We start from the raw sequence: 21,693 nt of genomic DNA on the forward strand, positions 1-21,693 counted from the left end.
GGGGGAGGGTGGGGGAGACGCATCGGCCGGGTTAGTTTAAAATTCAACTACCTTGGTCCGAAGACACACCGGCGACTTCGACGGAAGGTGACGACATGGACGTGCGCCCCGCGGGAATCCACCACGTGACCGCGATCGCCAGCGATCCGCAGGCCAACGCGGACTTCTACCTCAACGCCCTCGGCATGCGGCTGGTCAAGCGCACGGTCAACTTCGACGCGCCCGAGACCTACCACCTCTACTACGGCGACCGCGCGGGCAACCCCGGCACGATCATGACCTTCTTCCCCTGGCCCGACGCGCCCCGGGGCAGGATCGGCGCGGGCCAGGCCACCACCACGACCCTCTCCGTGCCCGAGGGCTCCCTGGGATGGTGGGCGGAGCACCTGGCCTCCCTGGGCGTGGACGCCACCCGGCCCGCCGAGAGGGGCGAGGAGGACGTGCTCGTGCTGCGCGACCCCGACGGTCTCGCCATCGAGCTCGCCGCCAGTGCCGACGCCCACGACACCGACCCCTGGGACGGGGGAGCGGTGCCCCCCGAGCACGCCGTCCGGGGCATCCGCGCGGTCACCCTCACCGAACAGGACGTCGAGGGCACCGTGGAGATGCTGAGCGGGCAGCTCGGCTTCCGGCTGGAGGGCGAGGACGGCGACCGGCTCCGCTTCCGCACCGGCGGCTCCGGCGACGGGGTGGGCACCATCGTCGACGTCCTGGCCGCCCCCGGAGCGGAGCGCGGCCTGGTCGCGGCCGGCACCGTCCACCACGTCGCCTACCGGGCCCCCGACGGCGACGTCCAGGAGGCCTGGCGCCGGACCCTGGAGAACGACGGCGTGGGCGTCACCGAGATCCGCGACCGCACCTACTTCACCTCCATCTACTTCCGCGAGCCGGGCGGGGTCCTGCTGGAGATCGCCACCGACGGCCCCGGCTTCGACTACGACGAGCCGCTGCTCGCACTGGGCCGGGAGCTGAGGCTCCCACCGTGGCTGGAGCCCGGCCGCGAGGAGATCGCCCGCCGCCTGCCCGCGCTGGAGGTCCCCCGGTGACGGCGACCCAGGACTTCGTCCACGTCTTCGAGCCCGCCACCCGGCCGGGAGCGCCCACGCTCCTGCTGCTCCACGGCACCGGCGCCGACGAACGCGACCTGCTGCCGCTGGGCCGGGCCCTCTCGCCCGGCGCGGCCCTGCTCTCGCCCCGCGGCCGTGTGAGCGAGAACGGCATGAACCGCTGGTTCCGCCGCCTGCGCGAGGGCGTCTTCGACGTCGACGACGTGGTCGCGCGCAGCGCCGAGCTGGCGGGGTTCGTCACCGCCGCGGCCCGGGACTACGGCCTGGACCCCGACCGGATCGTGGTCAGCGGGTTCTCCAACGGGGCCAACACCGGTGCGGCGCTGCTGCTGCTCCACCCCCGCCTGCTCAGCGGGGCCGCCCTGTTCGCGGCGGGGGCTCCCCTCCAGGGGCGCGAACCCGACCCGGTGGACCTGTCCGGGGTCCGGGTGTTCCTGGGGTCCGGGGCGGCCGACCCCGTCACGACCCCCGACCAGGCGCGGCTGCTGGCCGCCCAGCTCGGCGACAGGGGAGCGGACGTGGAGGCGCGCGAGCACCCGGGGGGACACCGGCTGGACCCGGACGTGCTGGCGCAGGCCCGCGACTGGTTCGACCGCTCCCGGTTCTGACCGGGACAGCAGACCGCGGCGGCGCCCCCTGATCCCGGGCGCCGCCGCCCCTTTTCCCCCACTACGAATCTACGTAGTAAAGGAGGGGCTCTTGTAAGGGGTTTGCAGTAGTCGACCGCCCCGAATGCACCGGTACGGGCTGGATAAACTCACCGGGTTCCCGCTCTTCCTCATTGAAAAGAACCCATGATCACCTCTCTCCCCGAACGCGTGCGGTAGATGGACCCCGAGATCCTCGCCCTGGTCATGGGGGTCGCCGTCGCCGCCGGCTGGGTGGACGCCGTCGTCGGGGGAGGCGGCCTCCTCCTGCTGCCCGCCCTCCTCGTCGCCGCGCCCACCACCCCCCTGGCCACCCTGCTGGGCACCAACAAGCTCGGCGCCGTCTTCGGCACCGTCTCCGCCGCCATCGCCTACTCCCGCAAGGTCGCCGTCGACCGCCGCGTCGTCCTGCCCACCGCCGCGCTCGCCCTCCTCGGGTCCGGGGTCGGCGCCGCCATGGCCGCCGCCCTCACCGCCGAGGTCCTCAAACCCGTCATCATGGTCGTCCTGGCCGGGGTCGCACTGCTGGTCTACTTCCGCCCCGCCATGGGAGCCACCCCCGACCCGCGCCTGCGCACACGCAACCGGCTGCTGGCCGTCACCGCCCTGGCCGGGGTCGGCGTCAGCCTCTACGACGGCCTCATCGGCCCCGGCACCGGCGTCTTCCTCATCATCGCCTTCACCGCCGTCGTCGGCATGGACTTCGTCTCCGCCTCCGCCTCGGCCAAGATCGTCAACGTGTGCACCAACCTCGGCGCGCTCACCGTGTTCGCCTTCGGCGGCCACGTCGACTGGCTCCTGGGGCTGAGCCTGGCCGTCTGCACCGTCATCGGCGCCCAGATCGGCGCGCGGATGGCGCTGCGGCGCGGCTCCGGGTTCGTGCGCGCGGTCCTGCTCGTCGTCGTCCTGGCCCTGCTCCTGCGCATGGCCTGGGACCTCCTCGCCTAGGGCGTCCGGCGCCGGGCCCCGCGGGCGGTGAGGACCGCGCCCGCGGACGCCCCCGTCACACAGGCGATGGCGACCCAGTGGAGGGGGAGGGCCGTTCCCCCAGCAGGAGCGGCCCGGCCAGGGCCGCCCTGACGTCCTCCACGATGCGCAGCGCCGCGCAGCGGTCGGACGCGCGCCCGACAGCAGGCGGGGGACAGGGAAAAGGGGCGGCGCGGGGACCGCCCCCGGGGCTACCCTGACCAGCGGTCCGCCCCCTGCGGGCCGCCGTGCCGAGGAGCAGCCCTGGAGATCCACGAGTACGCCGAACTGGACGCCGTCGCCCTGGCCGACCTCGTCCGCACCCGGCAGGTCAGCGCAGCCGATGTCGAACGGGTCGCCCGGCTCGCGCTGGAACGTGCGCACGGCGAACTCAACGCGCTCACCGGCCCCTTGTCCGAGCCCGACCCCCTCCCGCCGGCGGACGGCCCTCTGAGCGGGGTCCCGTTCGTGGTCAAGGACAGCGGCCCCTTCGCCCGCGGTATGCGGTTCACCCTGGGCAGCAGGGCTGTGGACGCCGTCGCCACCACCGACCACACCCTGATGTCGAGGTTCCGCGCCGCCGGCCTGGTACCGCTCGGCCAGAGCACCGCACCCGAACTGGGGCTGCACTTCGCCACCGAGTCGGCGCGCCACGGCATCACCCGCAATCCTTGGAACCCCGACCGCGGCGCGGGAGGCTCCAGCGGCGGGGCGGCCGCCCTCGTGGCAGCCGGGGCCGTGCCCTTCGCCCACGGCAACGACGGGGCGGGGTCGTTGCGCGTGCCCGCCTCCGCCTGCGGCGTCATCGGACTCAAGCCCACCCGCGGCCGCACCCCCTGCGGCCCGCTGACCGGAGAGGCCGGGTTCGGGCTCGTCACAGAGTTCGGGCTCACCCGCACCGTCCGGGACACAGCACACGTCCTGGACGCGGTCTGCGCGCCGCCAGTGGGGGAGAAATTCGTCGTCTCCGCCCCCACCCACCCCTACGCCGAGGCGATGCGGGCCGACCCCGGGCGGCTGCTGATCGCCGTGACCACCACTCCCTGGGCCGACACACCCGTCGACCCGTCCGTGGCCGAGGCCGCCTCGGACGCGGGCCGCGTCCTGGAGTGGATCGGCCACACCGTGGAGGAGTCCCATCCGCACCTGGAGCCCGAGGACGTGGTGGAGGGCACCGCCCTGGCAGCCCTGGCCACCGGTACGGCCCTGCTGCGGGCGCCGAAGCGTCCCGACCCCGCCCTGTTGGAAGGGGTCTCGCGTGCTGTGCTCTCCGAGGCCCGGCGGTGCACGGCCCTGGAGGTGGCCGCCATGCTGGAGGCCCAGCACCGGGTGACCCGGCCCCTGGGCGCGTTCCTGTCCCGGTACGACCTGCTGGTGACCCCCGCGCTGGGACGGCTGCCCGCACCGCACGGGACCCTGGACTACGACGCCTCCGGGCACAGTGTGCGCTCCTGGCTGCGAGCCCTGCTGCGGTACGGGCCCTTCACGGCGCCGTTCAACGTCTCGGGCCAGCCCGCGATCAGCCTGCCCCTGGCCCTGAGCCGGGAGGGTCTGCCCATCGGGGTGCAGTTGGTGGCCGCGCACGGCCGCGAGGACCTGCTGCTGGCGGTGGCCGCCCAGCTCGAACAGGCCGTGCCCTGGAGGAACCGCAGGCCTTCGATCCACGTGTGAGCCGCGCCCCGGCCGCGCCGACGGCGTTCACAGCGGTCGGCGGAACCGTGGGCCGCCGCCGGGCCCGGCGCCCGTCCCCCGAGCACGCGGCCAGGCGCCTTCCCCTGGTGGGGGCGCCGGCGCCCCCTTGGCGCCTGGTCACCTGCGTGCGCCCGGGGCGGCGGTGTCACAGGGCGGGTTCGGCCTCCCCGGTCAGGGCCGCCCTGACGTCCTCCACGATCCGCAGCGCCGCGTAGTGGTTGGCCGCGCCCCAGTGGTCGTGGTCCACCCGGTACACCGCCTCCTCGCGCACGGCGTCCAGGTTCGACCACACCCCCTCGGAGAAGGTCCGCGGCGCGTCGGGGTACCCGGACCCGGCCATGACGAAGACGGCGTCCCCGTCCGCCCGGTCCAGGTTCTCGTAGCTCTGCGCGATGTAGTCGCTCGGGCCCTCGCCCTCCAGCTGCCCCTCCGGGCGGGCGAACCCCAGGTCGTCCACGACCTGCCCGGGAAAGGACTCCGCCGTCTCCAGGCGTATCTCGCTCCCGCTCTGCAACCGCACCAGCGACAGCTCGGTCGCGGCGGGGTCCACGCCGGCCGCCTCGATGTCCCCGCGGGCGGAGGCCACCGCCTCCTCGTACGCCTCCAGGGCCCGCCCCGCCTCCTCCGAGGCGTCCAGGACCCCGGCCACCTCGTCCAGGTGCCCGCGCCAGGACCCGGTGCCCTCCCACTCCAGCAGCACCGTCGGCGCGATCGCCTCCAGGCTCTCCAGCATGTCCGCCTGCGCGCCCACCGGGGTGCTGACGCCGATGATCAGGTCCGGTGCGGCGTTGGCGAGCTCCTCGACGTCGACGTCCTCCTCGGAGGGGGAGTTGGTCACCAGGGCGTGCCCGCCGCCGTCCGCGCCCTCGGGCAGGAACGGCGCCAGCCCCTGGTCCTCCCCGCCGGGCGTGCCCATGGTCGCGACCACGTCGTGGCCCAGAAGGGTGACCGCCGCCAGCGTGGGGCGCCACAGCACGGCGATCCTGTGCGGTGTGGCGGGGATCTCCACGGGCCCGTTGGCCGCCTCCACGGTGCGGGTGCCGCCCTCCGGTTCCTCCGGCGCCGGGGGCTGCGGGGAGCCCCCGCAGGCCAGGAGCGAGCCCAGGGCGGCTACTGTGACCAGGGTGCGTGCGGTGCGCGGGAGCGAAACCATGAGGGGCCCTTCCGTGCGAACAGGATGAAGGTAAGGCTAACCTGTCCCCTGGGCTTTTCGGTTCCGCGAACCACGCCCCGCCGGGCCGCGCCCGACAGGGCGGCCCCACCCACCACCCACGCCACAACGAACGGGGAAGCCGTGGCCCTGCGCGCGCCCACCCTCACGCGCCCCACCCTCACCAGGCGTGTCCTTCGACCCACGGGTCTGCTCCTGGCCCTCGGCGTCCTCGCCGTGTGCGCCCTGCTCAGCGTCACCGTCGGGGCCAAACCCATCCCCGTCGCCGACGTCTGGGCCGCCCTGGCCGCCTACGACGGCAGCTACGACCACGACGTCATCCGCAGCCTGCGCGTGCCCCGCACGGTCATCGGCATCTTCGTCGGCGCCGCGCTGGGCCTGGCCGGCGCCCTCATGCAGGCCCTGACCCGCAACCCCCTCGCCGAACCCGGCCTGCTGGGCATCAACTCCGGGGCCGCCGCCGCCGTCGTCATCGCCGTCTTCGCGTTCGGCGCCGGAGGGTCGGCGTTCGTGTGGCCCGCGTTCATCGGCGCCGCCGTGGCGGCCGTGGCCGTCTACGCCCTGGGATCGCGCGGGCGCGCCAGCGCCACCCCGGTCCGCCTGGCACTGGCCGGCACCGCGGTCGCGGTCGTGCTCCAGGGGATCGTCTACGGGGTGATCGTCCTCAACGACTTCGTCTTCGACCGGATCCGCTTCTGGCAGGTGGGCTCCCTCGCCGGACGCGACCTCGACGTCTTCTGGCAGGTGGCCCCCTTCCTCGTCGCCGGGGTGGTCCTGACCCTGTGCCTGGGCCCCTCCCTCAACGCGGTCGCCCTGGGCGACGACCTCGCGGCCACCCTCGGCGCCAGGATCCCCCTGATCCGCACCGCCACGGCCCTGGCCGTGGTCCTGCTGTGCGGGGCGGCCACCGCCTCGGCGGGGCCCATCTGGTTCGTGGGCCTGATCATCCCCCACGCCGCGCGCATGATCACCGGCCCCGACCAGCGGTGGCTGCTGCCCTACGCCGCCGTCCTGGGCGCGATCCTGCTCACCGCCGCGGACGTGGTCGGCCGCGTCGTCCTGCCCCACTCCGAACTGGAGGTCGGCATCATCACCGCTTTCGTCGGGGCGCCCCTGTTCATCGCCCTGGTCCGCAGCAGAAGGATGGCCCAGCTGTGAGCAAGACCCTGGCGCCGCCGCGCCCCACCCCGACCGGCCGCGCCACCCCGCGCGGCGCCCTGGCCGTGCGCCTGTTCGGCGAACGGATCTCCCTGCTGGTGCGCCCGCGCACCGTGGCCGTGTGCCTGGCCCTGGTCCTGGTCGGCGTCCTCGCGCTGGCCGTGACGGTCACGGTGGGGGACTACGAGATCTCCCTGGCGGCCGTGCCCGGCGCGATCCTGGGCTACGGCGAACGCCTCGACGTCTTCTTCGTCCAGGGCGTGCGCCTGCCCCGCGCGCTGACCGCGATCGGCGTGGGCGCGGCCCTGGGCATCGCGGGCTCGGTCTTCCAGAGCCTGTCGCGCAACGCCCTGGGCAGCCCCGACATCATCGGCTTCACGTCAGGGGCCGCCACCGGCGCCGTCCTGGTCATCCTGGTCCTGGGCGCCGGCCGGCTGGCGGTGTCCCTGGGGGCCATCGCCGGGGGGCTGCTCACCGCCGCGATCGTCTACCTCCTGGCCATGAAGAACGGCGTGCAGGGGTACCGGCTGGTCCTGGTGGGCATCGGCGTGTCCGCGATGCTCGGGTCGGTCCGCGACTACCTGCTGACCCGCGCCGAGCTCACCGACGCCCTGGGCGCCCAGATCTGGATGATCGGCAGCCTCAACTCGCGCGGCTGGGCCGAGGTCGCCGCCGTGTGGATCTCCCTGGCGGTCCTGGCCCCCGTGCTCCTGGCCCTGGGCCGGCGGCTGCGCTTCATGGAGCTGGGCGACGACACGGCGCAGGGGCTCGGGGTGCCCATCCGCTCCACCCAGATCTGGGCCCTGGCGGCCGCCAGCGCGCTGACCGGCGCCGCCATCGCGGTGGCGGGCCCCATCGGCTTCGTGGCCCTGGCCGCTCCCCAGATCGCCCGGCGCCTGACCCGCACCGGCGGGACCACCCTGGTGGGCTCCGCGCTCACGGGAGCGACCCTGCTGGTGGTCGCGGACCTGGTGGCGCTGCGCGCCCTGGCGCCCACCCAGCTTCCCGTGGGCGTGGTCACCGCCGTCATCGGCGGGAGCTACCTGATCTGGCTGCTGTACACCGAATGGCGCGGCGTACGTGCCTGAGCGAGACCGAGAGAGAACGATGACCACTCCAGCCGACACCGGTTCCCGCCTCAACGGCCGGGACCTCACCCTCGCCTACGAGCAGCGCGTCATCTCCCAGAACCTGGCCGTGTCGATCCCCGACAACTCCTTCACGGTGATCGTGGGCCCCAACGCGTGCGGCAAGTCCACCCTGCTGCGGGCCCTGTCGCGCACGCTCAAGCCCGCGCACGGGCACGTCCACCTGGACGGGCAGGTCATCGGCTCCTACCCGGCCAAGGAGGTCGCACGCCGCCTGGGGCTGCTCCCGCAGACCTCCATCGCCCCCGACGGCATCGGGGTCGCCGACCTGGTGGCCCGGGGCAGGTTCCCGCACCAGGGGTTCCTGCGCCAGTGGTCGGCCCAGGACGAGGCGGTGGTGGCCGAGGCCATGGACGCCACCGGCGTCACCGCCCTGGCCGACCGGTCGGTGGACGAGCTCTCCGGGGGGCAGCGCCAGCGCGTGTGGCTGGCGATGGTCCTGGCCCAGCAGACCCCGCTGCTGCTGCTGGACGAGCCCACCACCTACCTGGACATCGCCCACCAGATGGACATGCTCGACCTGTGCGCCGACCTGCACGCCGAGCGCGGCTACACGCTGGTGGCCGTCCTGCACGACCTCAACCACGCGTGCCGCTACGCGAGCCACCTGATCGTGATGAAGGAGGGCGCCATCGTCGCCGAGGGCGACCCGGCGAAGGTGGTCACCGCCGAACTCGTGGAGGAGGTGTTCGGGCTCCCGGTGCGGATCATCCCCGACCCCGAGACCGGCACGCCGATGATCGTGCCCGTGGACCGCCGGGGCGCGGCCCGGTAGCGGCGCCCGATCAGGGCCGGCCCGCGGGGGAGGCCGGAGCCTCCCCCGCCGCCGGCCCCCGCTCCCGGGCCGGCCCCCTTCAGGCCCCCGACAGCTCCAACCGCAGCACCAGCGACACCAGCTCCACCACCACCTCCTTGACCGACTCCCGGTCCCGCGCGTCGCACAGCAGCAACGGCACACGCTCCTCCAGGTCCAACGCCACCCGCACGTCGTCGGCCCGGTGTGTGCGGTGCCCGTCGAAGCAGTTCACCGCCACCACGAACGGCACCCCGCGCGACTCGAAGAAGTCGATCGCGTCGAAGGAGTCCGCCAGCCGGCGCGTGTCGGCCAGCACCACCGCACCCAGAGCGCCCTCGACCAGCTCCTCCCACATGAACGAGAACCGGCGCTGCCCGGGGGTACCGAACAGGTACACCACCGTCGACTCGTCCAAGGTGATGCGTCCGAAGTCGAGCGCCACCGTCGTCGTGGTCTTGCCCTCCACGCCCTCCAGGTCGTCCACCCCCACGCTCTCGGAGGTCATGACCTCCTCGGTGTGCAGCGCCTCCACCTCGCTCAACGCCGACACCAAGGTGGTCTTGCCGGCCCCGAAACCCCCGGCCACCACGATCTTCAGGGTGTCGGGGACAGGCCCTGCCCCCTCGGCCTCCATCACGACCAACGCCCCATCCACCCCATCCGGCCTCTCAGGCCCATCCGTTCCACCCTCACAACTCCCGGATACGGTCCAGTACCGCGCGCAGCGTCGCCGCGTCGGGCCTGTTCCGCTCCCAGTCCGAGGTATGCACCATCACGTACCCCTGGTCCAACAGGTCGGCCAGCAGGATTCTGGTCACGCCCAGGGGAAAACCCGACCGCGAGGCCACCTCCGCCACCGAGAGCGGACGCGCGCACAGCGACAGGATCAGCTCCAGCTCCGGGTCCACCTCCGGCGGCGCTCCCGACGGGACCGCCACCACCTGCGACGTCATGGAGAAGTCCGAGCGCGAGGGCCGTGTCCGCCCACCCGTCAGCGAGTAGGGCCGGATCAGGCTCGACTCGAACGACCATTCCCGGGGGAACTCCTCGCCAGGCGGCACCGCGCTCACTCCCACTCCTCCTCGACGGCACGGGCCGTGCGCCGTCGCGGCGCACCGGCCCCCGCCTCACGACCTCCCGTGCCCGCGGCGGGGCAGCGCCGACAGGTGCGGCCCCACCTGGCGCACGAGGCGGTTCACCTCGAACGCGGCCTGGCCCATGTCGCACGTGGACTCGGCCACCACGGCCAACGAGGCGCCCCGGCCCGCGGCCAGCACGAAGAAGAAGACGTTGTCCATCTCCACGACGGTCTGACGCACCTCCGAGGCCCCCAGTTGCGAACGCGCCCCCCGGGCCAGGCTGGCGAACCCCGACGCGATCGCCGCGAGCCTCTCCCCCTCCTCCCGGACCAGCCCCGGGGAGGAGGACAGCAGGAGGCCGTCCGCGGACAGCAGCAGGGCGTCGCGCGCACCGGCCACCCTGTCCACCAGGTCGCCCAGCAGCCAGTCCAGGGTCCTGGCCGGGGACTCCCCGCCCACCTCTTCTCCACCGGTGACCCGGTCTCCCGCCGTAGTGCCCGCCGACATCGACATCACCCTTCCGACCTCTCACCGGGGCGCGCACCGCGCGCGCCACCCTCACCCAGTTCCTCGGACTCCGCGCGCCCGCGCAGGGTCCCGGACTGGAAGGCACTCATCATGGACCGGATGTCCGACAGCGAACGCTGCCCGCCCGTGTCCTGCGCCGCCGCGGGCGCCTCCTGGGGGGGCGCCACGTGCTTGCGCCGGCGCCGTGGCAGCCCCATGTAGGTGTCCTCCGCCCCGTCCCCGTCCCCGTCCCCGGCGCCGTCGGCGGCCCCCTCGCCGGCCGGGGTGCCCCGGTCCTGCGGCTCGGAGGGGGCGGGGGCCGCCGCGACCTCGGTGAGCACCACGCCGGGCTCCGCGGCCGGGTCGGCCGTTCCGGCGCCGGGGACGGGTCGCCGGTGCGGCCCGGTGGCCTGCAGCGGCGAGGGGCCGTCCCCGGGCGCGGCCAGGGCCCGGCGGGGGATGGACACCACGGCCCGGGTCCCCCCGTGGGGGGAGTCCCGCAGCGTCACCTCGAAGTCGTGCCGGGCCGCGATCGTGGCGACCACGAACAGGCCCAGGTGCGAGTCCTCGCGCATGCGGGCCAGGTCGAACCGGGGCGGGTCGGCCAGCAGCACGTTCGCCGAGTCCAGCTGGGCGTCGGTCATGCCCAGTCCGCGGTCCTCCACCTCCAGGACGTGGCGGCCGCGGTCGTCCTCGCGGCCCCGGACCGTCACCTCCGTCCCCGGGGGGGAGAAGGAGGTCGCGTTCTCCAGCAGTTCGGCGAGCAGCCGGACGGTGTCGGTCCCCACGTCGCCGCGCAGCGCGACCGCGGGCAGGGCCAGGATGCGCACCCGCGCGTAGTCCTCGATCTCGCTGGCGGCGGCTCGCACCGCCTCGTACAGCCGTACCGGGCCCAGTCCGCGGCGCACGGGGGTGTCCCCGCTCAGCAGCATGAGGTTCTCGGCGTTGCGCCGCAGCTGGGTGCTGAAGTGGTCGATGCGGAACAGCGCCTCCAGCACCTCGGGGTCGGTCTCGCCCCGTTCCAGGGTGTCCAGCAGCCCCAGCTGGCGGTGGACGAGCGACTGCGTGCGGCGTGCGATGTTGCGGAACATGGCGCGCACCCCGGCGCGGACCTGGGCCTCCTCCACGGCGGCGGCGACCGCGGCCCGCTGGGCGTCGTTGAACGCCTCGGCCATCCGGCCGATCTCGTCGCGCACCCGCACGCGCAGTTTGGGGACCTCGGCGTCCACGTCCACGCTGCCGCCCGCGCGCAGGCGGGCGGTCACCTCGGGCAGGCGCACCTGCGCGTGTTCCAGGGTGAGGACCCGCAGGTGCTGGAGCCGGCGTCCCAGGCGCTGGGTGCCGCCCACGGCCACCGCGGAGGAGGCCAGCGCCGCCACGAGGGCGGGCACGCTGATGAGCAGGGCGCTGTTGCGCAGTTCGGCGGACTGGGTGTGGCTGAAGGCGACGACCTGCTCGGTCCGGGCCTCCTCCACACCGCGCATGCGCAGGTCCACGGCCTCGGCGGCGCCGCGCCAGGCGGTGGCGTTGACCGGGACGGTGTTCTCGCCCCGGATGGGCATGCTGATGATGCTCTCCTGGAGCTGGTAGACGCTCTGCAGGGCGGAGTAGGACTCCAGGAGGAGGTAGTGCTGACTGTCCTGGTCGTTGAGTTCGGCGCCCACCCGGCCCCAGGTGTAGCGCTGGGCCCCGGCGGCGGCGGCGAACTCGGCGTGGGCCTCGGCGGGGAAGGCGTTGGTGGCGACCGCGTGGGCCAGGACGGCGTCCTGCTGGTTGAGGAGTTCGCGGGTGCGGGCCAGGGAGGTCAGGGAGCGCAGGTGGGGGACCTGGGCGGAGTCGGCGCGCTCGACCTGGGCGTCCCACACGCGCAGCCCGCTCTCGATGATCTCGGTGTAGGCGGTGGCGGCCTCCTCCAGGGTGCGTTCGCCGGGGGAGAGGGCGTCGACCCTCTGGCGGTGGGCCTCGAGCCGGTTGAGGGAGCGCTGGAAGTTCAGGGCCTGTTCGGGCAGGTCGTCCTCGTCGAACGCGCGCAGGCGCAGGCGGAGGGCTTCGACGGCCTCGGTGGTCTCCTGCCGGGTGGTCCGCAGGCGGTGGGCGGTGCGCTCGGTGCCGTTGGCGGAGTCCATGGTGGCGCGCCGTTCGCGCTGGAGTTCGCCGATGACCGTGATGACGGGGGTGGCGACCTGCTCGGTGAGGGCGGCGGTGGTGCGCAGTTCGCGGATGTCGGTGACCAGGACGGCGGTGAAGGCAGCCCACAGGAGCAGCAGCGCGGTGCTGGGGATCAGGACCAGCGTGATCATGCGGGCGCGAAGCGACCGGCGCTTCTCGTGGGGCATGGGCTCGCTTCCGGGGGAGAGGCGGGCGTGGCTGGGAAGCGTCCGCCGGGGTGGGGGAGGGCCGGGGTTTCCCAGAGTGAACCGCTCCGCGGGGGATTACGCAAGCCTGAAAGGGCTGAAAAGGCTGATGAGAGGGTGTGTGAGAGCATCTTCGCAGGTCAGGGCGTGGGCCTCAGCTTGATAACGCGAAACGGGCAAAAAATCTACGTCGTAAAGATGGACACTTCTCTCAAAAATCAGACAAACAGAACAAAGGGGCGGCTTCGCCGCACTGAATACCAGAAATCACTTCCGTAGCGAGAGCTCTGTGTGAACAGGGGCTCTCCGAGGGGTACGTAGCCTCCTGCGAACACATCCGCGTGCACCCGGGGCGACCGGGTGTTCACCCAACGGCGCCGGAAACGGTACGCGGGACGGTCGGTCCCGGCCGTCCCGCGTACCGGGCGCAGCAGACCGTCCGCCGTGCGCGGGCAGGGGAGAGGATCCGCATGAAGCTCACCGAGGACCAGGTCCGTGACGGCCTGACCAGGCTCACCGGCTGGGAGCTGGACCCCGACGCACCCGTCATCCGCCGGACGGTGCGCCTGCCCGGCTTCCCGGCGGCCGTCTCCCTGGTCAACGAGATCGCCCAGGCCGCCGAGCAGGTGGACCACCACCCCGACATCGACATCCGCTACGACACGCTGCACCTGGCGCTGAGCACCCACTCCGAGGGCGCTCTCACCGACAAGGACATGGCCCTGGCCGCGCGCATCGACGAGCTCGTGCCCTGAGCGCCTCCCGGCGCCGCGGTGGTGCGGGGCCGCTCCTGGTGGCGGGGGAGGGGAGTCCCTAGGATCTCGGCATGGCCCTTGACCTGTACGCGGGAATCCCCGTCACCGACCACCAGGCCGCCCCGGCGTGGTACCAGCGCCTGTTCGGCTCGCCGCCCGTGTACGGGGACGGTGAGACGGAGGCGGTGCGGGAGTCGGCCGGGCACCGGGGCGTGTTCGTGGAGGTCTGTCCCGAACGTGCGGGCCGTGCGATGAGCACAATGTTCGTCGACGACTCGGAGGCCGGGGTCGGCATCGCGTCGGCGGGGCGCGGGGCCTGCCCGGGCGGGGTGCGCGAGGCGGTGTTCCGGGGTCCGGAGGGCGCCGGGTTCCCGTTCGGCGGGGCTGCGCTGTGAGTGCTTCCGAGGCGTTCTCGCGTGTGAAGATCCGTGTCGGGGCGCTGGTGTTCTGCGGTGAGGAGGTCGCGCTGATCCGCAGGGACCGGCCCGGTTCCGTGCACTACACGCCTCCGGGCGGGAACGTCGAGCCCGGTGAGGACCTGCTGGTCGCGCTGTGGCGCGAGCTGGGCGAGGAGCTGTGGCTCGGGGAGGGGCAGGCGGGGGCGCCGGAGCTGTTGTGGGTGGTGGATCAGCGGGTGACGCGTCCGGGGCCCACGCCCTCTCCGCGCAAGCTGCACCTGTTGTACCGGTTGCATGTGAGTGAGGCGGTGCGGGAGGTGTTGGCGGTGGAGGAGTACGACGAGCAGCGGGACGGCGGTTTCGAGGTGGGTGTGGTGGAGTGGGTGGATTTTCGTGCGGTCGGTGCGCTGCCGTTGTTCCCGCCGGTGGGTGCGGCGTTGGCGGCGTTGTCGTCTCCGCGTGCGGTGGTGGCCGACGCGGGGTGGGGTGCTGTGACCGATGACGACTATGTGTGGGTGTGATGCCGTGTAGCCAGGGGTCGTGCCGGTGCTCCTCTTCAGGACGAGTTCGCGTCGTATGACCACAGGAGCGCTACGTCCGGTTTCATGCGTAGCCATAGCGTCGCCGCCGGGGCGTCGTCGGGAAAGTCGACGCGGAGGAACTCGCGGCCACCTGTTCGTTCCACCCCGACCGTTCGCACGCCGACGAGGTTCAGGTCGAACAGTCCGGTGCCGTCGCTCTCGGCGCGTAGCCGCAGGCGGACAACCTCGTATCCCGGTTCGATGTCCATCGCGATCTCATAACCGGACCGAGTGGTCTTGAAGGTCACCGACGTGTACGGCCACAGCTCGCGCCAGCCGTACTCGTACCCGGTCGCCTTCTCGTCCTCGGCATACCGATGGATCGGCTCGTCCTCGAAGAGCCAGATCAAGTCGTCGTAGTCGGGAATCGGCTCCATCACCATGTGCAGATGATGGCATTCGGCTCCTTCGGCCGGTCCGCTGCGGGGCCTCTCGTCCGCCGGCGCGACCCCTGGGGGGCGGGGTCGGCGGGTGGCTGTTCTCGGTGGCGCGGGGCGGGTGGGGGTGAACCAAGTAGGCCCGAGAGGGGCAATGCCACCCCTGAGCCCGTCGTGAACCACTGGAGGCCTTCTGCGGCGAGGTCGGCCTGCCCGCCACCGCGGCGGGGTTCGTGGAGCACCTGCGCAACCGGCACCTGGACGCCTCCCGGGCCCTGGAGGTGGGCTATGCCGGCAACGCCGACCTGGTCATCGACGACGGGGTGCCCCGGTTGAAGAAGCGTCCCGACCCCGCTCCATCTCGACCACCCTTTCCGAGCGGTCGCACCTCTTACAGGTCGAGGTGGACCATGACGACGCGTCCGCACTGTGCACACGGGAAGATCTCACCCTGAGCGTTCCGAATGGCAATATAAACGTTCGTTTGGTTATAATCGTCCACATGAGTATCACGCCTCCCCTCAGTGGTCGGGTCGCCCTCGTCGCCGGCGCCACTCGCGGCTGTGGCCGCGCGATCGCTGTCGAGCTCGGAGCGCTCGGTGCCACCGTCTACGGCAGCGGCCGCAGTACTCGCGACGGGCGCTCGGAGATGGACCGGCCGGAGACGATCGAAGAGACCGCGGAACTAGTCGACGCCGCCGGTGGGACCGGGATCCCCGTCCGCTGCGACCATTCCCAGAGTGCCGATGTCGCGGCGTTGATGGACCGGATCCGCGCCGAGCACGGCCGCTTGGACGTGCTCGTCAACGACGTCTGGGGCGGCGACCCGTACACGCGCTGGGTCAAGGGTGTGTGGGAACATCCGCTTGAGGACACGCTGCGGATCGTGCGCAACGGGATCGAGACGCATCTGATCACCGCGCACTACGCGCTGCCGCTGCTGATCGAGACCGGAGACGGGCTGGTCGTGGAGGTCGGCGACGGCAAGGCCGGCGTCCCGTTCCGTGGCGTCGTCGCTTATGACCACGTCAAGGAGGCGGTCGTGCGGCTCGGCTTCTCGCTGGCGGCCGAGTTGCGCCCGTACGGTGCGACCGCGCTGTCGGTGACCCCCGGCTTCCTGCGCTCTGAGGCCATGCTCGAACACTTCGGCGTCACCGAGGCCACCTGGCGCGACGCTGCCGATGCCCACGGCGGCTACTTCCGCTACTCAGAGACCCCCCACCTGCTCGGTCGTGGGATCGCGGCCCTCGCCGCCGACCCCGACCGGGCCCGCTTCGCCGGGCAATGCCTCGGCTCGTGGGAGCTCATGCACACCTACGGCTTCTCCGACGTCGACGGAGAGTACCCGGACTGGGGTGTAGTCGACGCGGAGGCGCGTTTGGCCGACGCCGAGGCCGCGCAACCCTCCGTCGAATAGATGCCACGTCCGCGCACTGTCTCCGACGAGGACGTCCTGGACGGCGTTCTCGCGCTCGCCCACCGTGTCGGCCCAGCCAAGCTCACACTCGCCGCGGCGGCTCGCGAGGTCGGCCTCGCTCCCGCCACGCTGGTCCAGCGTTATGGCACCAAGCGTAAGCTGCTGCTCGCCGCAGACCGCCGCGGCGTGGAGCGGTGGGTTCTCCCGGTTGAGAAGGCCGAACACCCTTCGCCGCTGGACCGGGTCGTCGAGGGCCTGGTCGGCGCGGTGGACCCGGACATGACCCCGGAGGGGGTTGCGAACTCGGTGGCGATGCTCCAGCTGGACCTCGTCGAACCCGACTTCCACGCGGAGACCCTGCGTGGCGCGCGCCGGCTACGCGCGGCACTCGAGCGCCACCTGCAGGCAGCGGTAACCGAGGGTGAGCTCTGTGACAGCACCGACGTCATTGCCCTGGCCAAGCTTCTCGAGACGGCCTATCACGGCGCGTTGATCGGCTGGGCACTGCACCGCGAGGGATCCCTCGCAGCATGGATGCGCGAGCAGCTCGAAGCGGTCCTCAAGGCCAGCCGCGTTCCGTCGCCTTGAAGACCGCATCTGCGCGGAGGTGCAACCGAACAGCGCCGGCCATCGCATCCGGGCGGCGCCCAGGGGCCTCGCCGGGCGGTTGCCCCTTTCGGCCTTACCCGGTGTGCCCCCGGGTGGGGGCGGGGGTCAGAGTCCGACTTTGCGGATGGGGTTGTCGCGCCAGGCGTCGGCGGGGCGGATGTAGGTGTCGACGGCGGTGGAGGCTTCGGACCATCGGCCCTGGCGGGCGATCCAGGCGCGGGGGGCGCCGGCGGCGGCTGCGGCGGTGGCGGGTCCGGAGCGCAGGGAGTGGGCGGTGACGTTCTCGATGCCGGCCTTGTCCGCGAGGCGTTTGACCACGAGGTTGATCCCGGCTCCGGACATGCGGCCTGTTCCGCGTCCGGCCGAATCGGCGGTTCCGGCCGCTCGTCCGTGGCGGTCGATCGAGCGCAGCAGCGGTCCTTCGGTGACCCCGGCGTCGGCCAGGGCTGCGAGGTAGGCGGTGGTGGTGCGTACCGGGCAGGTGAGCAGGTGTGTGCCGTAGGGGATGGCGACCGTGGTGCCGGCGGAGTCCTTGTCGGTCTTGGAGGTGGCCACGAACACTTCGAGGCCTTCGGGGACCTGGCGCAGGTCGGTGGTGTTCAGGGCGGCGAGTTCGGAGCGGCGGGCCATCATGGCGTAGCCGAGGAGGAGGAGTGTGCGGTCGCGCAGGCCTGTCAGGCCTTCTTGGGCGGCGTCGAGCATCTGTCGGAGTTCTTCGACGGAGAGTGCCGGCGCCTGTTTGCGGCGGCCTCCGGCTGCGGCCCATTCGCGGCGGTAGGAGCGCAGGACGAGGCGGGCGGCCTTGGTGGAGACGGCGTGTCCGGCGGCGGCGTGGCGGGAGGCGATGGCGCCCAGGGCCCGGTCGACGGTGGTGGGGGCGGCTGCGGTGGTGGCGAGGTGGTCGGTGTAGGAGGCGAGGGTTTCGGCGGTGGCGGGGAGGGGGGTGCGGGAGGTGTGTGAGCACCAGGTGGTGAAGGTGTGCCAGTCGCGGGCGTAGCCGGTGCGGGTGGAGGCGGCCCATCCGTCGGCCACGCGTGCGGCTGCGGATGCGGTCAGTGCGGTGTCGGGGAGGGCGGGTGTGTGGTGGTTGTGGAGGGCGATTGCCTGGGTCGGGTCGTCGGTGGGGTGGGGGGTCGGCTGGGCTGTCACGGGGGCTCCGGGGGTGGGGTGGACGCCTGTTTTTTGAGTTTCGATAAGTCAAGTTATCAAAAGTGAGGGTTGGTGGGTGTCTGGGGTGGTTTGGGGGTGGGGGTCTGTGTGGGTTCGCGGTGGTTCTCGGGGGCGTGCACGCCGGGCGGCCCGGCCCTGTGCCGGACCGCCCGGCGGGGTCATCGCAGGCGTGAGCGGCGCATCTTGCCGGAGGCGGTGCGGGGGAGTTCGTCGACGAAGTCGACGACCTGGGGTGCGGCGTGGGTGGCGAAGCGGGTGCGTACCCATTCCTTGAGGTCGTCGGCCAGGCGCGGGGTGGCGGTGTGCCCGGGGGCGGGCACGATGCGGGCGCCGATGAGCTGTCCGGCGATCTCGTCGGGGATGGAGTAGACGCCGCACTCCTCGACGGCGGGGTGGTCGTTGAGGACGGCCTCGACCTCGGTGGGGCCGATGCGGTAGCCGTGGGTGCGGATGGCGCCGTCGTCGCGGGTGGAGAAGAAGATCTGGCCGTCGCGGTCCTGGATGCCGGTGTCGCCGGTGAGGTAGTGGGCGTGGTCGGGGGTGAAGCGGACCTGGGAGGCGGCCTCGTTGTCGAGGTAGCCCTCGAACCAGGCGAGGGGGCTGTTGGCGAGGTCGATGGCGATGCGGCCGTAGGTGCCAAGGGGGGCGGGGTCGTCGGAGACGGCTTCGAGGACCTGGATGTTCCAGCCGGGCAGGGCGGGGCCGATGGCGCCGGGGACGAGGGGGGTGGCGGGGGCGGGGGTGTCGCCGTTGGGGACGCCGATGCACCAGCCGAGTTCGGTCTGGCCGTAGTGGTCGCGTACGGGGACGCCGAAGACGTCGGCGACCCAGTCGATGACGTCGGGGGCCAGGGGTTCGCCGGCGCTGGTGAGGCGTTGGACCATGACTTCGGGGGGCAGGGTCTTGGTGGCGGCGCGCAGGGTGCGGTAGGTGGTGGGGTCGGCGGCGAGGTTGGTGACGCCGTACAGGCCCAGGACGTCGAGGGTGAGTTCGGGGTCGAAGAATCCCGCGCGCAGGGCGAGGGAGCCGTGTCCGGCCAGGAGGGGGGAGATGAGGCCGTGGTAGAGGCCGTAGGCGGAGCCGGGGTCGGCGGTGTTCCAGTAGACGTCGTCGTCGCGGACGCCGAGGCCGTAGTGGTGGTAGGCGTGCATGGCGGTCAGGGCGCGGGCGGGGACGGGGACGCCGCGGGGCGGGCCGACGTTGGCGGAGACGTAGAGGATGGCGAGGGTGCCGTGGCCGCCGATGGGGGTGTCGGTGACGGTGGGGGTGGTGGTGTGTTGGGTGAGGGTGGTGAGGGTGTGGTCGCCGGGGCGTAGGGGGTGGGTGCCGGTGGTGGCGATGTCCCAGGTGGGGGTGGTGTGGGGGGTGGGGTCGAGTTTGGTGCGGTATTCGTCGTCGCAGACGACCAGGCGTGCGCGGGAGTTGGTGAGGCGTTCGTTGATGGCGGAGGGGGCGAAGGAGGAGAGGAGGGGGACCAGGACGGCGCCCAGGCGCCAGACGGCGAGGGCGGTGACGGTGAGGTCGGTGCCTTTGGGCAGGAGGGTGGCGACGCGGTCGCCGGTGGTGATGCCGAGGTCGGCGAGTCCGGTGGCCAGGGCGCGGGAGCGGTGGGCGAGTTCGCCGTAGGTGAGGGTGGTGGCGGTGAGGGTGGGGCCGATTTCTGTGGTGGCGACGGTGTGGGGGTCGTGGCGGTCGCAGAGGAGGTGGGCCACCGATGTGGTGGGTGTGTCGTAGGTGGCGAGCCAGTCGCGTACGTGGTGCGCCGGGTCGGGCACGGGCATCGGTGGTCTTCCTCGGTTTCGGTGGGTTTGTTGGTATCGCCGGGTTACGTCAACCCTATGCCCACCTGTGAGCCTGGCCTCACTCGCGCCGGGTGTGGCGGTTCGGCCATGATGTGGGGATGGACAGTGGTGCTGTTGCGGAGCGTTTCGGGCTGGGTGCTGGTGAGCGTGCGTGGTTGGAGGAGGCTGCGCTGTTGCCGGAGCCGGTGAGGGCGCTGGTGGTGCCCTCGGGGGCGCAGGCGGCGCGGGTGTTGGACCTGTTCGCCCTGGAGGCGGTGGACCGGGCCGAGGTGGAGGGGTTGTGGCCGGGGTCGGGCGGGCCGTGGGGGGTGTGGCCGCCGGAGCTGTGGTACGTGGTGGAGTGCATGTACCGGCGGTTGTGCGCCGATGCGGAGCTGGCGGCGGGGCAGTGGCGGGACTGGCCCTCGCTGGTGGGTGTGGAGGATCCGCGGGTGCGGGTGGCGTCGCTGTGGGCGTTCGCGGCGATGGTGGGGGCGCAGTTCGCCTCGCACGGTGCGCGGGGTGTGGAGCGGTCGGTGACGGCGGCCACGCTCGCGGACGTGGGTGTGCAGATGGGGCGTTCGCGGCGGATGTTCGGCCGGCTGTCGCTGGAGACGGCGTCGTGGGTGGCGGCGCAGTTCCGGGGCCGCCTGTTCTGGGTGGGCGGGTTGCAGTTCGAGCCGGCCCTGTTGGGGAACCAGGGCGGGGTGGAGTGGTATGCGCCCGAGGAGGCGCGGGGGCTGGGTCCGGGGATGGGTGTGGGTGATCCGGTGCTGCGGTTGCACATTCCCACGGGCGGGTTGGACCCGGTGGCGGTGCAGGAGGCGCTGGGGCGGGCGCGGGGGTTCGCCCGGGAGTGTTTGGGGATCGATCCGGTGGTGGCCACGTGTACGTCGTGGTTGCTGGATCCGCAGTGGGGCTCGGTGTTGGGGGAGGGGTCCAACATCGTGGGGTTCCAGCGGCGGTTCACGCTGGTGGGTGCGGGTGTGCCGGGGGAGTCGGACGTGTTCCGGTTCGTGTTCGGCATGGCGCGGGTGGATGTGGGGGGTGCGCCGAGGCGGACGCGGTTGGAGCGCGCGGTGGTGGAGCGGTTGGAGTCGGGGGGCTCCTGGCAGGTGCGCACGGGGTGGTTGCGGTTGCCGTAGGAGGCGCTCGGCCCGCGCCGCGGCGCGGGCCGAGCGGGCCTGTCAGCTCTTGAGGAACTCGAGCAGGTCGCGGTTGAACTTCTCCTTGTCGCCGGGGACCAGGGCGATGCCGTGGGAGCCGCCCTCGTACACCTTGAGTGTGGCGTCGGCGATGATCTTGGCGGACTTGCGGCCGGTGGCGTCGATGGGGACGACCTGGTCGTCGTCGCCGTGCACCACCAGGGTGGGGACGTCGAAGCTGCGCAGGTCCTGGGTGAAGTCGGTGTAGCCGAAGGCGTCGACGCATTTGACGCCGGCCTGGATGGACTGGTGCATGGCCATGAACCAGAAGGCGTCCTTGTTGCCCTGGGTGACCTTGTTGCCGGGGCGGTTGGCGCCGAAGAACCCCTCGGCGGTGTCCTTCCAGAACTGGGAGCGTTCGGTGAGGATGCCGTTCTTGATGCCGGTGAGGACGTCCTCGGGGACGCCTTCGGGGTTGGTGTCGGACTTGATCATGATGGGCGGGACGGCGGAGAGCAGGACCGCCTGGCGGACCCTGCGGGTGCCGTGGCGGCCGATGTAGCGGGCGAGTTCGCCGCCTCCCATGGAGTGCGCGACCAGGGTGGTGTCCTGCAGGTCGAGCTGGTTCATGAGCTCGTCGAGGTCGTCGGCGAAGGTGTCGAAGTCGTAGCCGTCCCAGGGCTGGTCGGAGCGGCCGTGCCCGCGCCGGTCGTGGGCGATGCCGCGGAACCCGTTGTCGGCCACCCACTTCATCTGGTCCTCCCACGCGTCGGCGTTGAGCGGCCATCCGTGGATGAACACGACCGGGCGCCCGCTGCCCCAGTCCTTGTAGTGGATCCCGACGTTGTCGCGTGTGGTGATGCGGCCCATGGGTG

Annotated in this window: 22 protein-coding genes and 1 pseudogene; 14 read left to right on the forward strand and 9 right to left on the reverse strand. The window is 72.5% G+C overall.

Translation table 11 applies throughout. The features are described from left to right. The first annotated feature begins 95 nt into the window (after window positions 1-95). The 4 genes from OUQ99_RS14175 to OUQ99_RS14190 all read left to right on the forward strand — a co-directional run bounded on the left by OUQ99_RS14175 (window position 96) and on the right by OUQ99_RS14190 (window position 4,351). A complete protein-coding gene (locus tag OUQ99_RS14175; RefSeq protein WP_267949922.1) occupies window positions 96-1,046 on the forward strand; it encodes a ring-cleaving dioxygenase in 951 nt (316 codons plus the stop codon). Next, a complete protein-coding gene (locus OUQ99_RS14180) occupies window positions 1,043-1,675 on the forward strand; it encodes an alpha/beta hydrolase (RefSeq protein ID WP_267949923.1) in 633 nt (210 codons plus the stop codon). The genes OUQ99_RS14175 and OUQ99_RS14180 overlap by 4 nt, the downstream gene beginning before the upstream one ends. A gap of 219 nt (window positions 1,676-1,894) precedes the next feature. Continuing rightward, on the forward strand, window positions 1,895-2,662 hold the full coding sequence (locus OUQ99_RS14185; RefSeq protein WP_267949924.1) for a sulfite exporter TauE/SafE family protein: 768 nt from the start codon (window positions 1,895-1,897) through the stop codon (window positions 2,660-2,662). A 429-nt stretch (window positions 2,663-3,091) separates the two neighbouring features. Continuing rightward, window positions 3,092-4,351, forward strand: coding sequence for an amidase (locus OUQ99_RS14190; protein WP_267949925.1), 1,260 nt, complete (start codon window positions 3,092-3,094; stop codon window positions 4,349-4,351). 166 nt (window positions 4,352-4,517) lie between these two features. On the opposite strand, the gene OUQ99_RS14195 is transcribed toward OUQ99_RS14190, so the two are convergent. Then, a complete protein-coding gene (locus OUQ99_RS14195) occupies window positions 4,518-5,525 on the reverse strand; it encodes an ABC transporter substrate-binding protein (protein ID WP_267949926.1) in 1,008 nt (335 codons plus the stop codon). A 141-nt stretch (window positions 5,526-5,666) separates the two neighbouring features. Here OUQ99_RS14195 and OUQ99_RS14200 point away from each other — a divergent pair, with 141 nt between their 5' ends. The 3 genes from OUQ99_RS14200 to OUQ99_RS14210 are packed head-to-tail and all read left to right on the forward strand — an operon-like array spanning window position 5,667 to window position 8,624. Beyond that, window positions 5,667-6,701: a FecCD family ABC transporter permease gene (locus tag OUQ99_RS14200; RefSeq protein WP_267949927.1), complete on the forward strand. Its 1,035-nt coding sequence runs from the start codon at window positions 5,667-5,669 to the stop codon at window positions 6,699-6,701. Next, window positions 6,698-7,789, forward strand: a complete 1,092-nt coding sequence (locus tag OUQ99_RS14205; RefSeq protein WP_267949928.1) for a FecCD family ABC transporter permease — start codon at window positions 6,698-6,700, stop codon at window positions 7,787-7,789. The genes OUQ99_RS14200 and OUQ99_RS14205 overlap by 4 nt, the downstream gene beginning before the upstream one ends. Before the next feature lie 19 nt (window positions 7,790-7,808). Further along, the gene (locus tag OUQ99_RS14210; protein WP_267949929.1) at window positions 7,809-8,624 is read left to right on the forward strand and encodes an ABC transporter ATP-binding protein; all 816 of its coding nucleotides are present in this window, start codon (window positions 7,809-7,811) and stop codon (window positions 8,622-8,624) included. Window positions 8,625-8,703: 79 nt separating this feature from the next. Here OUQ99_RS14210 and OUQ99_RS14215 read toward each other — a convergent pair whose 3' ends face one another. Genes OUQ99_RS14215 through OUQ99_RS14230 form a run of 4 tightly spaced genes read right to left on the reverse strand, consistent with a single transcriptional unit; the run spans window position 8,704 to window position 12,567 of the window. After that, the gene (locus OUQ99_RS14215; protein ID WP_267950376.1) at window positions 8,704-9,279 is read right to left on the reverse strand and encodes a GTP-binding protein; all 576 of its coding nucleotides are present in this window, start codon (window positions 9,277-9,279) and stop codon (window positions 8,704-8,706) included. A gap of 55 nt (window positions 9,280-9,334) precedes the next feature. After that, window positions 9,335-9,715, reverse strand: a complete 381-nt coding sequence (locus OUQ99_RS14220; RefSeq protein WP_267949930.1) for a DUF742 domain-containing protein — start codon at window positions 9,713-9,715, stop codon at window positions 9,335-9,337. A 57-nt stretch (window positions 9,716-9,772) separates the two neighbouring features. Further along, window positions 9,773-10,237, reverse strand: a complete 465-nt coding sequence (locus OUQ99_RS14225) for a roadblock/LC7 domain-containing protein (RefSeq protein WP_267949931.1) — start codon at window positions 10,235-10,237, stop codon at window positions 9,773-9,775. After that, on the reverse strand, window positions 10,237-12,567 hold the full coding sequence (locus tag OUQ99_RS14230) for a sensor histidine kinase (RefSeq protein WP_267949932.1): 2,331 nt from the start codon (window positions 12,565-12,567) through the stop codon (window positions 10,237-10,239). Before OUQ99_RS14230 ends, OUQ99_RS14225 begins: the two co-directional genes overlap by 1 nt. A gap of 488 nt (window positions 12,568-13,055) precedes the next feature. Here OUQ99_RS14230 and OUQ99_RS14235 point away from each other — a divergent pair, with 488 nt between their 5' ends. The 3 genes from OUQ99_RS14235 to OUQ99_RS14245 all read left to right on the forward strand — a co-directional run bounded on the left by OUQ99_RS14235 (window position 13,056) and on the right by OUQ99_RS14245 (window position 14,259). Next, window positions 13,056-13,340: a 4a-hydroxytetrahydrobiopterin dehydratase gene (locus tag OUQ99_RS14235; RefSeq protein ID WP_267949933.1), complete on the forward strand. Its 285-nt coding sequence runs from the start codon at window positions 13,056-13,058 to the stop codon at window positions 13,338-13,340. A 71-nt stretch (window positions 13,341-13,411) separates the two neighbouring features. After that, window positions 13,412-13,735, forward strand: coding sequence for a VOC family protein (locus tag OUQ99_RS14240; protein WP_267949934.1), 324 nt, complete (start codon window positions 13,412-13,414; stop codon window positions 13,733-13,735). A 23-nt stretch (window positions 13,736-13,758) separates the two neighbouring features. Then, window positions 13,759-14,259 (forward strand): NUDIX domain-containing protein, encoded by a 501-nt coding sequence (locus OUQ99_RS14245; RefSeq protein WP_267949935.1) that lies wholly within the window; start codon window positions 13,759-13,761, stop codon window positions 14,257-14,259. Between the two features lie 35 nt (window positions 14,260-14,294). Here the strand turns inward: OUQ99_RS14245 and OUQ99_RS14250 are convergent, their stop codons facing one another. Further along, complete coding sequence (locus OUQ99_RS14250; protein WP_267949936.1) at window positions 14,295-14,702, reverse strand: hypothetical protein; 408 nt, start codon at window positions 14,700-14,702, stop codon at window positions 14,295-14,297. A gap of 176 nt (window positions 14,703-14,878) precedes the next feature. On the opposite strand from OUQ99_RS14250, the pseudogene OUQ99_RS31700 reads away from it, so the two are divergent. The 3 genes and pseudogenes from OUQ99_RS31700 to OUQ99_RS14260 all read left to right on the forward strand — a co-directional run. Next, window positions 14,879-15,061 (forward strand): annotated as a pseudogene (locus OUQ99_RS31700) (hypothetical protein); the annotation flags it as partial. Between the two features lie 137 nt (window positions 15,062-15,198). Further along, window positions 15,199-16,113: an SDR family oxidoreductase gene (locus OUQ99_RS14255; RefSeq protein ID WP_267949937.1), complete on the forward strand. Its 915-nt coding sequence runs from the start codon at window positions 15,199-15,201 to the stop codon at window positions 16,111-16,113. Continuing rightward, on the forward strand, window positions 16,114-16,701 hold the full coding sequence (locus OUQ99_RS14260) for a TetR/AcrR family transcriptional regulator (protein WP_267949938.1): 588 nt from the start codon (window positions 16,114-16,116) through the stop codon (window positions 16,699-16,701). 126 nt (window positions 16,702-16,827) lie between these two features. On the opposite strand, the gene OUQ99_RS14265 is transcribed toward OUQ99_RS14260, so the two are convergent. Further along, window positions 16,828-17,871 (reverse strand): tyrosine-type recombinase/integrase, encoded by a 1,044-nt coding sequence (locus tag OUQ99_RS14265; protein WP_267949939.1) that lies wholly within the window; start codon window positions 17,869-17,871, stop codon window positions 16,828-16,830. A gap of 179 nt (window positions 17,872-18,050) precedes the next feature. Then, complete coding sequence (locus tag OUQ99_RS14270) at window positions 18,051-19,673, reverse strand: AMP-binding protein (RefSeq protein ID WP_267949940.1); 1,623 nt, start codon at window positions 19,671-19,673, stop codon at window positions 18,051-18,053. A 119-nt stretch (window positions 19,674-19,792) separates the two neighbouring features. On the opposite strand from OUQ99_RS14270, the gene OUQ99_RS14275 reads away from it, so the two are divergent. Beyond that, window positions 19,793-20,818, forward strand: coding sequence for an acyltransferase domain-containing protein (locus OUQ99_RS14275; protein WP_267949941.1), 1,026 nt, complete (start codon window positions 19,793-19,795; stop codon window positions 20,816-20,818). Window positions 20,819-20,860: 42 nt separating this feature from the next. Here OUQ99_RS14275 and OUQ99_RS14280 read toward each other — a convergent pair whose 3' ends face one another. Beyond that, window positions 20,861-21,688: an alpha/beta fold hydrolase gene (locus OUQ99_RS14280; RefSeq protein ID WP_267949942.1), complete on the reverse strand. Its 828-nt coding sequence runs from the start codon at window positions 21,686-21,688 to the stop codon at window positions 20,861-20,863. Window positions 21,689-21,693 lie beyond the last annotated feature (5 nt).

It is taken from the genome of Streptomonospora nanhaiensis (assembly GCF_026642255.1).
Taxonomy (GTDB): domain Bacteria; phylum Actinomycetota; class Actinomycetes; order Streptosporangiales; family Streptosporangiaceae; genus Nocardiopsis; species Nocardiopsis tropica.